Annotated in this window: 10 protein-coding genes; 3 read left to right on the forward strand and 7 right to left on the reverse strand. The window is 48.9% G+C overall.

Annotated elements, in window-relative coordinates; all coding sequences use genetic code 11:
• Positions 1–415: 415 nt before the first annotated feature.
• Positions 416–592 carry a YnfU family zinc-binding protein gene (locus tag FDW87_RS21245; RefSeq protein ID WP_213083733.1) on the reverse strand — a complete coding sequence of 59 codons (177 nt, stop codon included), beginning with the start codon at positions 590–592 and terminating at the stop codon, positions 416–418.
• 153 nt (positions 593–745) lie between these two features.
• Here FDW87_RS21245 and FDW87_RS15670 point away from each other — a divergent pair, with 153 nt between their 5' ends.
• A complete protein-coding gene (locus FDW87_RS15670) occupies positions 746–979 on the forward strand; it encodes a hypothetical protein (RefSeq protein WP_137379940.1) in 234 nt (77 codons plus the stop codon).
• A 19-nt stretch (positions 980–998) separates the two neighbouring features.
• On the opposite strand, the gene FDW87_RS15675 is transcribed toward FDW87_RS15670, so the two are convergent.
• Entirely contained in the window at positions 999–9,581 is an 8,583-nt protein-coding gene (locus FDW87_RS15675; RefSeq protein ID WP_137379920.1) for a GH36-type glycosyl hydrolase domain-containing protein, read from the reverse strand.
• A gap of 156 nt (positions 9,582–9,737) precedes the next feature.
• Positions 9,738–9,902, reverse strand: coding sequence for a YnfU family zinc-binding protein (locus FDW87_RS21250; protein ID WP_175299807.1), 165 nt, complete (start codon positions 9,900–9,902; stop codon positions 9,738–9,740).
• A 317-nt stretch (positions 9,903–10,219) separates the two neighbouring features.
• On the opposite strand from FDW87_RS21250, the gene FDW87_RS23315 reads away from it, so the two are divergent.
• Complete coding sequence (locus FDW87_RS23315; RefSeq protein ID WP_350185928.1) at positions 10,220–10,336, forward strand: YnaM/YnfT family protein; 117 nt, start codon at positions 10,220–10,222, stop codon at positions 10,334–10,336.
• 263 nt (positions 10,337–10,599) lie between these two features.
• Here the strand turns inward: FDW87_RS23315 and FDW87_RS15680 are convergent, their stop codons facing one another.
• The 4 genes from FDW87_RS15680 to FDW87_RS15695 all read right to left on the reverse strand — a co-directional run bounded on the left by FDW87_RS15680 (position 10,600) and on the right by FDW87_RS15695 (position 11,695).
• On the reverse strand, positions 10,600–10,773 hold the full coding sequence (locus tag FDW87_RS15680; protein WP_016152691.1) for a GnsA/GnsB family addiction module toxin: 174 nt from the start codon (positions 10,771–10,773) through the stop codon (positions 10,600–10,602).
• 206 nt (positions 10,774–10,979) lie between these two features.
• Positions 10,980–11,210, reverse strand: a complete 231-nt coding sequence (locus FDW87_RS15685) for a hypothetical protein (RefSeq protein ID WP_019076503.1) — start codon at positions 11,208–11,210, stop codon at positions 10,980–10,982.
• A gap of 73 nt (positions 11,211–11,283) precedes the next feature.
• Positions 11,284–11,472: a cold-shock protein gene (locus FDW87_RS15690; RefSeq protein ID WP_103766489.1), complete on the reverse strand. Its 189-nt coding sequence runs from the start codon at positions 11,470–11,472 to the stop codon at positions 11,284–11,286.
• Between the two features lie 10 nt (positions 11,473–11,482).
• Positions 11,483–11,695 (reverse strand): cold shock domain-containing protein, encoded by a 213-nt coding sequence (locus tag FDW87_RS15695; protein ID WP_137379921.1) that lies wholly within the window; start codon positions 11,693–11,695, stop codon positions 11,483–11,485.
• A 1,339-nt stretch (positions 11,696–13,034) separates the two neighbouring features.
• On the opposite strand from FDW87_RS15695, the gene FDW87_RS15700 reads away from it, so the two are divergent.
• Positions 13,035–14,120, forward strand: coding sequence for an FUSC family protein (locus FDW87_RS15700; RefSeq protein WP_137379922.1), 1,086 nt, complete (start codon positions 13,035–13,037; stop codon positions 14,118–14,120).
• Positions 14,121–14,258: the final 138 nt, after the last annotated feature.

Raw genomic sequence — 14,258 nt, forward strand, 5'->3', positions numbered from 1 at the left:
TTGTAAAATCAGAAAGGAATTGTAAACCCGCAAAAATATGCCGTCATGATAAGCATGAATTTATTATCGATATTCAAGAAATTGTCTTCTGGATTCATCATCTTCAAGGTACTCAAATGAGAGAAGGCGAATTTTGGTAAGGTTATAAAACCACTCGCAATCGTTTCGTTGAATAATTTCGCCAGGCTTGAAACATATTCCTGATGCTTCCCGGATAATCGCATATTTACCATTATTAAACCTGGCCCTGTGGATACAGAAAGATTGACCAACCTGCCCATGACAACTGTTCGAAAGGATATGTCCTTCAATAAAAATAGATTTTTTAGATTTCATCATCATATCCTCTCAAACTGCAGTACAGGAGCAATATTGTCATTTCCCAACATCACTCACGTTAGGTGGCAGAAGCCGATCAGCCGCCGATACACCAGCATTCTGATGGTCTGAACAACAGCCCGCAGGCAGGGCACTCCAGAACCGCATCTTTTCTTAGTTTACCTGCTTTCTGATCGGCTCTGTATGCGCATACCGGGCAGGCAACATGCACCGGTCTTTCTTTAAAGTGCCTGAGTCCTTTTGTATAAGACATAAATAATTCTCTGAGGAACACAGTAATTATTATACGCCTTAATATAAAAATAACTGGCTTAAGTTATGTTAATTTATGATTAAATCAGGATATCAGATATTGAAAATTAAACGTCTGATTTATGATATAATACCCTTCCGTGAGAAATTTATCATGAAATCAGAAGACCCCCTTGACTGGTACCCGGCCCAGTTGCCACCAGTGAAAATTATTCTTGGCGAAGCCGTGCTGGCAGTGGGAAAACAGGGCCGACCTATTAATACCCGAACTTTGCTGGAATACCTTCAGGTCATGCAGGACAAGCAAAAAAAACGAGATGACAAAATCGCCATGCAGACAGCGATTGAGGTTCTCAGGGATAATCAGCGCATTAACGGCAGACGTTAATGCGCGTCTGGACTCAGTGTCAGTTCTGAATAATCTCAACCGTATGGTTTTGTCCATCATCCCGCAGCGGTATTCTGTCATCAGGGAGGAGAGCACCATCCAGTGTAACGCGATATTCTGCATCGCCGCGTGAGACACTAATCTGATAATGGCTTTCGCCATATTGATAAGTCATAGAAAAAGACGGCCACCCATCCGGCAACCGGGCATGAACCGTCAGGTCAGCACCGGAACGTTTTATCCCCAGTAATTCCTCGGTAAGTAAACGCCAGGCCCAGCCTGATGAACCGGTATACCAGCTCCATCCGGCACGTCCGATATGGGGAGCGACGCTGTAGACATCAGCGCTCATGACATAAGGCTCGGCTTTATAGATCCCGACTGAGTTCACATTCAGAGTATGATTTATCGGGCTGAGCATGGACCAGAGTTGCCAGGCACGTTCGGCATTCCCCATTCGGGCAAATGCCATTACAGCCCAGATAGCGCCATGTGTATACTGCCCTCCGTTTTCCCGCACACCAGGCAGGTAGCCCTGTATGTAACCCGGATTTGGACCGTGCCCATCGAAAGGCGGCGTTAATAGTTTTATCAGTCCCCCCTCGCTATCCACAAGGTGTTTGTCCAGCGCCTGCATGGCCTTTGCGCACCGTCCCGGGCTAGCGGCCCCGGACAATACTGACCAGCTCTGGGCAATCGCATCAATCCGGCAGTCCTGTGAGGCTTTCGACCCCAGGGGAGTACCATCGTCAAAATATCCACGCCGGTACCATTCCCCATCCCAGGCGTGGGCTTCGAGATTACTTTGCAGGCGCACAGCCTGTGAACGGCACATTGAGGCGACACTTTCATCCAGCCTGCGATCAGCCAGCGCCGCAAACCGCTGCAAAATGTCGAACAGGAAGAAGCCCAGCCAGACGCTTTCACCCTTGCCTTCGATCCCCACCCGGTTCATGCCGTCATTCCAGTCACCCGCCCCCATCAGCGGCAGACCATGCTCCCCGAACTGTTGTCCATACTTAATGGCTTTGACGCAGTGTAACCAGAGTGTCTCTTCGGTACCGCTGATCACCGGCGTATCATAGGCAGACTCTTCACCAGGCTGAAGCGGACGTCCCTCCAGATAAGGAATACGTGTTTCCAGTACATCCATATCCCCCGTCGTTTCAACATAGTGGCAAACGGCAAGCGGAAGCCACAGATAGTCATCGGAACAGCGGGTGCGCACCCCGTTGCCGTGTGGCGGGTGCCACCAGTGCTGTACATCACCCTCAATAAATTGCCGTGATGCACACAGGATTATCTGTTCTCTCATCCGGTTCGGATCAGCATGACTCAGCGCCAGCGTATCCTGCAGTTGATCGCGAAAACCAAATGCGCCGCCGGACTGGTAGTAACCGCTGCGAGCCATCAGGCGACAGGCTACCGTCTGGTACAATAGCCAGCCATTCACCAGTAAATTTACCGATGTGTCGGGGGTGTTAACCACAATTTTATCGAGCACATTGTGCCAGTGGTTATGAACCCGGTTCAGCTCCTGGCGGACCGTCTCCTCATTCATATAACGGGCAAGCGTCTCCTGAGCTCGAATATGATTCTCCTCTGCGCCGAGGATAAAAATAAACGTCCTCTGATCGCCATCAATTAATGTTACCGCCGATTGTACTGCCCCGCAGGGATCCAGACCGGCGCCCGTTTTACCAGAAAGCCTGCGTAGCTTCATGACCGACGGGGCGTGCAGAGAACCATTACGACCGATAAACTCCCGGCGGTCCCCGGTCAACGAACAGTCATTACCGCTGACGGCAAAAAAGGCAGTACGACCGCTACCGTTATCGCCATAAAAGTTGTTCGCCAGCACTCCGCAGCCGCCAGGCGGTCTGGCCGCATGTGTCACAATGTGAGGGGCTGAGCGAGTTCGTGTTCCTCCGAGCGTCCACTCCACATAGCCGGTGACGGAAAGTTTGCGTGTCCGACCCGAAGAGTTACTGAGCGTCAGGAGCGCTAGCTTAACCGGCGCCTCTTCGGCAACCAGGACCGTCAGCTCGCTGTCTATACCATTCTCTCGATGGGCAAACACACTGTAACCGAAACCATGACGGGTCAGGTAATCACCATGTCCGCGAACAGGTAAAGCCGTCGGTGACCAACACTCACCGCTCTCTTCATCGCGCAGATAAAACGCCTCGCCGCTGCGATCGCTCACCGGATCGTTCTCCCACGGTGTCAACCGGTATTCATGTGCATTCTCATACCAGGAGTAGGCCTGTCCCGCCTCTGAAATCACAGTGCCAAAACGGGCATTTGCCAGTACGTTTGACCAGGGAGCCGGTGTCTGCGCATCTTCGCGCAGGACAATCTGATATTCCCGACCATCCTGAGAAAATCCACCGTACCCATTGAAATGGCATAACTGACTGATATCGGGGCTCCAGTCCGTATGTTGATTACGCTCGCGCACAGCTCGTGGAATGAGTGCTCTGGCCTGAGGTTTAAGGGTGTGAGTACGCTGATTAAGCTGCTCATTGATACTGCCTGTGCGGTCATCAAGATAAAGACAGGCCACGCTCATCAAAAGCAACTTATCCTCAGCAGAGAGATGCTCGCCATTACGAACAAAAATACCGCCCGTTTTGTCCAGCAGGCTGGCTTCAGATCCGGCATAAATTAAGTCCATAATCTGATTTTGTAAGCCCTGCTGGTAGCCGCCGGGGCTGTTATTCAGGATAACCAAATCAACATCCAGCCCTTTCTGTCTCCAGTAACGGTGTGCCTGAATCAGTGTGGTCACTGAGGCAATACTTTCCTCGCTGGTAATACTGAGCAGCACTATCGGCAGATCGCCTGAAATTGCCCAGCCCCACAGACCGGACTGACCACGCCGGTTGCGGCTGATCGCCTGGCCTTCGGCACGCAGCTCCTGGACAGGGTAAAGCACCGCGCTGGCAAGACGATTAAACAAAGTGGCATCATCTTCACTGGCGTTCATCTGGCGTAATACCACCAGACTGTGAGACCAGGCCAGTTCAAAGACGCGATCAGCGATAGGGTAATCGCGGTATTTTTCCAGCAACGCCAGGCTCTGCTGGCGGGTCTCGCTGATGCCATAAATGATATCAATCGTGACCGGCTGCCCCGGCTGCAGAGTGATGGTGTGGCGTATTGCCAGGATCGGATCCAGCACTGACCCCGACGTGTTGCTGAGCGCCCCGCCTGCCTTTATTGCCTGGGCATCCGCAGGGTTTCTGCCACGACCAAGAAATTTTGCCCTGTCTGTTTCAAACGAAACGTTATGACGGTTATCGCCATGCACCACCATCATGTGAAACAGGCAGGGACTCGCTTCACCCGGAGAACGCGGGCGCCGGTGGCAAAGAATAGCGTCACGCTCAGGATCCAGTTCCGTCTGAATAAACAGATTGCTAAATGCCGGGTGTGCCAGATCGCTGGCTTCAGGTGCCAGTACTACTTCGGCATAGGTTGTCAGTTCCAGAGAGCGGGGCTGGCGACCACGATGAATCAGTGTGAGTCGTCGCAACTCAATATCATCCTCCGGGGAGATCACAACCTGAGTTTTGACGCTGAGCCCATCGAAAGTGCGTCTGAATTCAGCACTCGCATCGGTGAATATCACTTCCTCGTCATGCCCGCTGGTGTGGGCTGTCGGTTGCCAGGTATTGCTCGACACATTCCCCGTCTGTATATCGCGGATATAGCAGAATGCTCCCCAGTTATCGCGGGTGGTATCACTGCGCCAGCGCGTGAGCGCAATATTATTCCAGCGACTGTAGCCGCCGCCGCCCGTGGTCAACATCAGATGATAATGGTTGTTGGACAGCAGTTGAATATCCGGGGCCGGCGTGTCCACGCCATAGAAAATACGGGGTTCATAGCGAACGGGTTTGACCCTGCCCTCATGAGATTCAAAATGACGGCGCGGACTGTACAGATCAACTGCATCCGGCACGCGTTCCTGTAACAGCAGGCTCGCTGAGCGGAAGACCGTACTGGACATGAAGCGTTCAGTCATCGGGGCGTCAAGTAGCACATGAGCCAGCGCCTGAAATGCCATGCCCTGGTGATGCGCCATCCAGGACTGAACCACCGCATAGAGCTGACCGGTTGCGAGGCGAGAGGGAGTATAGTCCAGCGCTTCATAAAAACCGTATTCACCATGTGCGCCATTTTTTTGCAGCCTGATCAGGTTCTCACAGGCTTTCTGTGGGGAGACCATCAACGCCAGCAGTGTGGCGTAAGGGGCGACAACCATGTCATCAGCAAGCCCCCTGCGCAGGCCGAGACCCGGCACACCAAATGCCTGATATTGATAATTATGCTGAACATCAAAAGCATGATAACCAGACTCTGAAACGCCCCACGGTACTCCGCGTTCTTTCCCCCAATGAATCTGGCGCATTACCGCCGACTGACTCATTTCATCGAGCAGGCTGCCAGGCCAGGTGGGCATTACCAGATTCGGCATCAGGTATTCAAACATTGACCCGCTCCATGACATCAGGGCTGTTTCATTGTCAATGGTAGTGAACAGTCGTCCCAACGCGTACCAGCTTTTAAGTGGTAGCTGATTAGTGGCAATGGCAAGAAAGCTGGTCAGGCGGATTTCAGACGGTAGAAGATCGTAGTGGCTCTTGTCAGGCATATTCGTGTCACAGTTATAGCCAACACTGAGCAGACTGGTTGCTTCGCTGTACAGAAAGGCGAAATCCATCCGGGCATGCTCATCCAGCCGTTGTTCAAGTTCAGTGATAATATTGAGTCGCATCCGGGCCTGCTCCGTCGCTGACGCCGGGGGGGTTCCTACACCAGTAAATGTTGCGCGGGCAAGCTCGCACAAAGTCGGCAGCGTCTGTTCGTTCCAGGAGTCAGGTAACCAGCCAAGCAGCAGCGACCACTCATGGCAAAGCTGAACCAGTTGATGCTCCAGATGTCCTGCCCAACGCATCTGAAGAGGAGATCCCTGATGGCATAGCGTATTCAGGTGATTGCACTGGGTGCGCATATTTTTCAGCTCGCTGAGAAATGTCTGCGGAGAGAGCGACACCGCGCTCAGGCAGTGTTTTCGCAGCAACCGCAAGCTGTCAGGCGGGTTCTGACCCCACTGTTTTTCCAGAATATCCAGCGTATCGTTCAGTCCTGCCAGTATCTGTTGGCGATTTAAAACTGGCTGATGACGCATGGCGGACAGCCCTGCACGCAGCGTCAACAAATGCCCTGCCATGTTGCCGCTGTCGACGCTTGAGATATAGCGTGGGCTGAGGGGGGCCAGCGTACGAGTGTCATACCAGTTGTAGAGATGGCCCCGGTAGTGCTCCATTTTATCCATTGTGTCGAGCGTGAGCGACACGCGCCGGAGCACTTCCCCGCCGGGCAGGTAGCCAAAGTCCCATGCCGTCAGGTTAGCCATGAGGGAAAGGCCAATATTGGTAGGAGAAGTTCGATGGGCCACCGTCGGCTGCGGTATTTCCTGGTAATTATCAGGCGGAAGCCAGTTCTCTTTTTCTGTGGCAAAGGTTTCAAAAAACGCCCAGATTTCACGGCTTGTCTGGCGCAACAGCTGTTTTTGTTCCGGATTGGGCGAAAACACCTTACGCGCAGGCTGACGACTCAGCCAGCTCATCAGCAGCGGTGCCACACACCATAACAAACCGATCGGCAACGCAATCCCCAGCAGTTGTGGAGCAAATTGTCCGGTCAGTATTATCAGCATCACACCACATGCAACATTCAGCCACATCGCCTGATAAAAACGCGCGACAGTGGGTCCGGCCTGATTGCTGTCCAGGCTGTGGCTGACCCACTGGCTGAGGTGACGCCTGCTGATCCCCAATCGCCATAACGTCACGGCGATCGCTTTTAGCGAATATCCGGCTTCGTGCGGCAGTATCGCAAAATTAAGGCCGATACCTGACAAACGCTTCAGCGCGCCCGCCCCTACCAGTAACAGATGCGGCTTCAGGCGGCGACGCAGAGGTTTATGCAGCAGGTCATGGGTGATGCAGAGGATGGTTGGCAACAGCCATATCAGCGACAGTACGCCCAGCCAGTAAACCGGATTAGGTACCCCGAGCAGGGTGAAGAACAGCAATACCAGTAATGAGGGGGCGACCAGACTGCGACGCAGATTATCGAGTAATTTCCAGTAAGAAAGCGCGGTCAGCGGATTCCTGGTCCGGGTTCCATCGGCTCTTCTGACACGTGGTTTCAGCCAGTTAAGCAGTTGCCAGTCACCCCGGATCCAGCGTGAACGGCGTGCAACATCCGACAGATAATTATTCGGGTACTGTTCATAGAGTAACACCTCACTCAGCAGACCCGAACGTGCATAGCATCCTTCGAGTAGATCATGGCTGAGAACCAGATTTTCCGGGCAGGTGTTGGCAGTGGCCTGCATAAAAATGTCAACATCGTAAATCCCTTTGCCCACGAACGATCCTTCCCCAAAAAGATCCTGATAGATATCCGAAGACATCATCGAATAGGGATTATTGCCCGGTATGCTGCTGCGCATGGCGGCGTAACGTCCCTGACCGTTGCGTGGTATCTCCTCCGCAAGGCCGGGTTGTAAAATGCCAAATCCTTTGATAACCCTCTGGCGTACCGGATCATACTCTGGCGTATTCAGCGGATGCGCCATCGTCGCGACCAGTTTGTGCGCCGTATCGCGCGGCAGCACCGTATCACTGTCCAGGGTAATGACGTATTTAATGTGGCCCGGTAAAAGGTTAGCAGGCATGTCTGCAACGCTGACGAATTGTGTCCCCGGATGGCGCAACCAGCTGTTCAGTAACGCCAGTTTTCCCCGCTTGCGTTCATAGCCCATCCACGTTCCTTCCGCGGGGTTCCATTCAGGCTGGCGGTGTAGCAGGTAAAAACGTGGGCGGCTGGAGGGATAGCGGCGATTCAGCGCCTGCGTATCGGCGATCGCCTGTCTGAGCAGCATCTGGCTTTCCGGCGAGGGTTCATTTGCAGAATCAGCGAAATCAGTGAGCAGCGCAAACCTGAGATTTTCGTTTTCATTCCCCAGCCAGCAGACTTCAAGGCTGGTGAGGAGTTGGCTGAAACTTGCGTGGCTGGTCAGCATGCAGGGGATGACTAACAGGGTGGCGCTGTCAGGGGGAATGCCGGTTGAGAAATCCATCCGCGGCAAGGGGCGAGGAACGCGAAAACGGGTGGTGGCGTCACTGAGTAAATCGCTCATTAACTGAGTTACAGCGATAATCAGAGGGAATATCACCGCGATCAACAGCCAGTCTGCGCCCTGCATGGCTGTTTCGTGCAAAATCGCTGCGGTCGTTGCGGTTGTCAACAACGCCAGGCTTCCAAGCCATGACAGCAGGGTTATTCTGTTGAAACTGTGCCGCAAGCGCATGAGCCTTGAGGTGTCTGCTAACAGATGAATTTCCAGCGCCTGCCGACCTTCGCCTGCGAGATAATAACCAACATGATGTTCCAGTGTATCGGGAGCACTGTTTCCTGAAAGCGTCAGCACCCTGTCAGCAACTTCAGGCTCGCTGAGACCACTGTCTCTGGCCAGTACCTCAACAACGTGCCGATAATGATCCCGGGTATTGAAGTGCATCCGAGGATAGATACCGGCAGGATCATTACGTAATGCCTGTTCGACGACACTTATCGTTTCGGCGAAATCAGCCCAATCCGTTTCACTCAGTAATCGCAGACCCGCGATGCTGTTACTGACAGATAGCTGGCTGGCGGCAAGCTGTTGATTGAAATTATGTATGAGAACGTCGGTGGTGATCCCCTGTTCCCGAAGGCACTGATCAACCCAGGTCAGAGGTAACGACAGCGCATTGCCATGCCCCTGCAGACGCCGCACCAGCTCTGCGACAAACGCACTGGTTAACGTAGGTCGGGAGCGTGCCATATCGGCAACCACCATGATTAAATCGCCAGGGGCATTCTCTGCACATCCGAAAATCTTTGTTATCCACATATCAGCCAGCGTTCTGTCCTGCTGCGCTTTGATCACTTCGATACTGATACGACGAAGATTTTCAATCAGCGCCAGGCGCAGCATTCCCGGTAACGCCCAGACTTCACCTAATGTCAGCGGGGTCACCTGTTGATAGGCGGTGAGATAGCTGGTCAGGCTGGCGGCATCCCAGCGCCCGTCACCGTGAGCAATGGCCTCTGATGCAATATTGTAAATTCGTGGGCAATTCAGCGGCGACATCAGCGACGGGAGACCTTTACCAAAGCTTTTCGGCAAGTGCTGGCGGACAGTGCGGATTTGTTCCTCAATCAGATAATAATTGTCCAGCAACCACTCCCCGGCAGGCATGATGCTGGTCTTTTTACCCGCGTTAAGCTCATAACAGCTTTGGGTAATGATGGCCTCATTCTCGCCGAGTCTTTTTAGAAGATAATAAGGATGTTTATCCGGCGATAATTTATGGGTCCGTGCGAGCTTCTGACCGTAGCGTTCCATCTGGGCGGTCGAAAAGAGTTCTGACTGCAGCGTGCTTTCACCGGCAGGATCGTTCGCCGAAAACGTTACGCTTTCGGTAGCATTCATCGGAATATGGGAGCGGTTAAACCACGCCCTGGGGTTCATTTTCATAGCATTGCTCTGATGCAGAGTTAGCATGCAGGAGCAGTTGCGAAATCAGTTCAGAAACGTTCTCTCAGGATGGGCGTAAGGCATCAGGGATTTAACAGCTGCCGGGATTTGACTTAAGTATAGAACACCGGGTTTAGGTGCAACTAAGTGTCAGGGTTATCGTGGTGAAACAAACAGTGTTTTACAGCCAGGGCACAGCATTGTCTGCTTAAGGCGAATTTTAGAAATAGATTGGGATGAACGTAAGCCGCAGGCCGGGCAGATGACAGTAGTCGTCGATACGCCGCCGAGGTACTTCATTGCGTAATCGATGAGAGACATGATGATTACCCTTTCGATGAATGAGATTCACTGTACCACGTTTGGATAAAATTTAACCATTTAATTTATCTTCCTATTTTTTATCCAAAAGGGGGATATCACAGGGTAGATGAAAACGTTTGCCAAGATAGATATTTGCAGCCACAGGGGCCGTTGAGACCGTTGCTCCGCCACTCTTCGATACGGCTCCCTGCAGTCCGCTCTGGTATACAATGACCCGCTTCGATATTTTTCCGGGAAATACTATGATATTTACCCTGAACTTTTCCTTTATGCCTTAGTCTAATAATCAAATCCATCTGAAATGAAGAAAATTTATGATTACCAGCCTTTCATTGGTATTTACCGTCATTACCGCTCTGTGCATTATGTTGTTTGCTGCGGTAAAAGTAGGAGTTGGGTTATCTAACAATCCCGACCGAAATGATAATTAACCCATTCGCAGGCTACTACGTCATCCCACTCCCCTCAATGTGATACCCACTGACCACGAAATATTCGACAAGTGCATTCCCTGCCCTGAGCCAGCAGTAGCCCGATAGCGCGGACTGGCATCGGAAAGGCCCCCATTAAAAAGTCAGGCCTTGTCTCTATGGTTAAAAATGAAGGTTTTGACAACATCCAAATTTTTTGACAGCAATAAAAAAGCATTACCTTTTAAGATAATGCTTTTCATTCAAGCTGGGTCTTTTAACAATTAGATCAATGTAATTTTAATATCATAGCTTTCAAGCCCAGTCATTTTTTCACGAGCAGTAAACTGGATGTCGGAAACTTCTTTTCCTGTCTTTTTTTTGAGTTCAACAATTTTTTTTGTAATGAATTCAGAAATATCCGCTTCAGTTTTTGTTTTTAACTCTTCGACGTTCATTATTTACCTCTCTTGATCTCTAACGTATCAACGCCAAGTATGTAACATTCCCCGTGGAGCACTTATAACAGCGCTGACATGTTTAAAAGATAGAATGGAAAGACTCAATAATCAAGAGGTTGCAGTGCAATCTTCATACAAGAAAAGCGCAAAAAACCTGCAAACCACTGGACTACTATCTCGGTCGGTAAAGAAACAATCAGATGTCACTTCAAAAGCTTCGATGCTGCCTCGAGAATCTCTTCGGAACTGACATCGCGATCAGAGGCAACATAAACTATTTTATGGTCTCCTGTCAGAGATGGAAATCCTGCTGACATCACGGACAGGTGTGCTTTTTCCCCATTGGGAAACTCACGCATTATCGAAGTAATTCCCTTCATTACGGATACAACAACTGCCGGTTCTGAGTTAAAAAAAACGATTACTTTTTTCATAATGATACCGTGATGGTTCGTACAAAGATGAACGGTTTAGCATACAAAAAAGGCTCCATAAGGAACCTGAACTTTATTTTCTAAAATCTAACGAAGTCTGACCAGAACGAATGTATAGCGCAACATTGTCAAATGTAATCATTACCGATTTGCAAAAAATACATTTTGCTCCGAAAGGATTTTTTTCAGTAACATCAAAGCTCGACGTTCTGTACTGAGATCCGTGGCAACACGGGCATCTGAAGTGAATATGATGTGTAATAACAGTTACCTTATACAGCCACGACATTAACTGCTGAGGGGCCTTTAGGTCCCTGTTCAACACTAAACTCAACTTCCTGATTCTCATTCAGCGTCTTGAAATCGTTACTCTGGATAGCAGAAAAGTGTACAAACACATCATTACTGCCATCTTTAGGGGTGATAAACCCAAAACCTTTTTCAGGATTGAACCATTTAACTAAGCCAGTCATTTTATTAGACATAATTATTACCTTTCTTGAGTAAGCCCTTGGGCAGAATGGTCCGAAAAACTATCAGAGAGAAAAGCCAGCAAGGAAGTCTCAACAGGAACAAGAAATAAAATTATTACAGCGACTGCTTTAGATAAATTCGTTACAAACCAAGAATTCATTAACGCATGATTAACCAAATATAGCAAGATTTAGTTTTATAGGGAAATCGCACATGATTCTTATCATAAAAATGAATTTAAATAGCTTAAATCGAAAATTATGTCATGCTGCTTAAGACCTTTATCTATCACCCTAAGTTTTCAGGGATTTTGACTCACGGAAGAGTCGTATTTCCTCCATCTCAGCATAATATTTAGCGTCTACCACGAAATTTCCGAGCATGTCAGAGAGGATTACAACGTCAGCTCCGGCTGTTTTGCTTTTGGCAGGAACGGCAAGATTTCCGGTGTGCTTTGCGGCATTCAGGCGGCGGGTAAGATTTGTGGTATCGGTGTGCGGCTGGCAAAGAGTAACAGACAGGATAGAAAAAGCCGCATATGGCTGCCTGGGTTATATTTATCAGTAGATTGTTCGCGTCTTAATGCCCGGCTGACACTAAGCTCACCATAACAATGCAAAAATCCTATTGTTGGTGCAAACGCACCGTCATAGCGCATCACTGAAACAATATGAAACAATCAAACAATCAATGCCCATGCTTTTTTGTTTGTTGTTGACATTTAAATCTGCCATTAATTAGGAACCGAATCTGTGGAGGATATTTATGCTCAAACTTTTCCATTACCATTCTCAATACTGGATATTTCTCGCACTTGCACTTTCTGTTTACGTAGTTGCTTTTCGATAACACATGAATAGGTTGTGTACTGCTTCCATCTAATGTAGCCAGAACTTATATCTCATGAGCTTTGGTCCGGGCCTTAGCTCATCAAAGTGCATATGTTATAAATATAATGATACCGTTGCTGATATAAAGCCGTGCACAGAAACCATCTGACCTGTTTTGATTAGACTTATAACAACCTGTAAAAGAAAACGTTTTAAACATGCTAACCAGTATTTTGGAAGTCCACAACTTTTTAATATCTGTCAAAGTCAACATGTTGAATTTAAGTCAGGGGCCACTCAAGATGTGTAGAACCGCTTACCACCATAATGGCAAATCCAAAGATAATGTGGGTATTAAAAATTACGTCTTCTTTCGCTACTGCATTAGCAATTGATTAACAATAACCTATATCAGGCATCGCCCTCCTTTTTTATAAGTTAAAAAAGTAAGACGAGTTTATTTTTTCAGTGTATATCTGAACATTCTTTATAATTCTGTCTATGTTAAAGATTTTAACCAATGAAAAACAATATTTTTTCCATTGAACGGAATAAACCGATAAGTCCTTTAGAACTTAAGATTTACCGCAACTATCGCGTAGTTCATGGGATCCGTATTGCTTTAGCATTTGTTATAACTTTCTTACTGATAAGAATGTTGAATTTACCAGACCACTCCTGGCCCCTGATTACACTGGTTGTGGTCATGGGACCAATTAGTTACATGGGCAATGTGATACCCAGGGCACTTGAACGTATGGCGGGAACTGTAGGGGGTGCGATTTTGGGGATCATCGCATTACACATTGAAATGTACTCTCTCACTATGATGATGCTGTGGTGTGGATGCGCAGCTTTCCTTTGTGGTTTTCTGGCCATGAGTAAACGTCCCTATGCCGCATTATTGATTGGTATCACGCTGGCGGTTGTCAGCAGCGCTCCTGCAGGAGACTTACAAACAGCATTGTGGCGAAGCACCAACATTATTATAGGATGCATTCTGGCGATGTTGTTTACCAGCATTTATCCCCAAAGAGCATTCATTAACTGGCGTATACAACTTGCTGACTTTCTTTCTGATTATCTAAAAATAACAACTGCGGGAGTATCCCGAAACGTTCTTGCGCCCCCGAGAATGGCCAAACTTCAAACGCGAGCGCTGAATAATGTAGTAAAAATGCGCAGCCTTATTACACCAGTAAATAAAGAAACAAAGATTGCGAAGAGTCTACTTGAAGATATTCAATCGATAACCCGCGATATGATAGCGGCGCAAAAATTTCAGATAAATGCCCACTGGGCATCTCGTGGCAGTCGATTTCTCATATTGAATACTCACACGCTGTCAGATATGGAACAAATGACCCGAAGCACCCTCAACACCCTCGCACATGCCTTGCATGAAGGAAACCCAACGCCGATAGCATCGAATAGCGAGCATCTTCTCGAAATTACTAAAGAGTTGCATTGTCTTTTGCTCGCCAATGAGGGCGAGGAAATCATTGAAAGCGCCGTTCACGGATATGTCTGGTTGAGCATTCAACTTGCTATCCAACTTGAAGCACTATCAACCCTAATCACAAAAGTGCTTACAGAAAATAATTAATTTCACTGTCAATCGACAAATATGTAATCATTATTGCCTCACACCGTCCAGATATCACAACCTATCTTTTAGTAATGAAAAAGGCCTATTTTATTGTGTGGCCAGAAAAGAAGAGTTTTGCACTACCAGGCTGGATGC

This window comes from Citrobacter sp. wls826 (genome assembly GCF_005281245.1).
GTDB lineage: Bacteria > Pseudomonadota > Gammaproteobacteria > Enterobacterales > Enterobacteriaceae > Citrobacter > Citrobacter braakii.

What these genes read in the sequence shown, in the direction of transcription:
- FDW87_RS15685 (WP_019076503.1), bottom strand. Translation starts at nt 11,210, where the DNA reads ATGAAAAAAGTAATCGTTTTTTTTAACTCAGAACCGGCAGTTGTTGTA.
- FDW87_RS15700 (WP_137379922.1), top strand. Translation starts at nt 13,035, where the DNA reads ATGAAAAACAATATTTTTTCCATTGAACGGAATAAACCGATAAGTCCT.
- FDW87_RS15680 (WP_016152691.1), bottom strand. Translation starts at nt 10,773, where the DNA reads ATGAACGTCGAAGAGTTAAAAACAAAAACTGAAGCGGATATTTCTGAA.
- FDW87_RS15670 (WP_137379940.1), top strand. Translation starts at nt 746, where the DNA reads ATGAAATCAGAAGACCCCCTTGACTGGTACCCGGCCCAGTTGCCACCA.
- FDW87_RS21245 (WP_213083733.1), bottom strand. Translation starts at nt 592, where the DNA reads ATGTCTTATACAAAAGGACTCAGGCACTTTAAAGAAAGACCGGTGCAT.
- FDW87_RS15695 (WP_137379921.1), bottom strand. Translation starts at nt 11,695, where the DNA reads ATGTCTAATAAAATGACTGGCTTAGTTAAATGGTTCAATCCTGAAAAA.
- FDW87_RS21250 (WP_175299807.1), bottom strand. Translation starts at nt 9,902, where the DNA reads ATGTCTCTCATCGATTACGCAATGAAGTACCTCGGCGGCGTATCGACG.
- FDW87_RS23315 (WP_350185928.1), top strand. Translation starts at nt 10,220, where the DNA reads ATGATTACCAGCCTTTCATTGGTATTTACCGTCATTACCGCTCTGTGC.
- FDW87_RS15675 (WP_137379920.1), bottom strand. Translation starts at nt 9,581, where the DNA reads ATGAAAATGAACCCCAGGGCGTGGTTTAACCGCTCCCATATTCCGATG.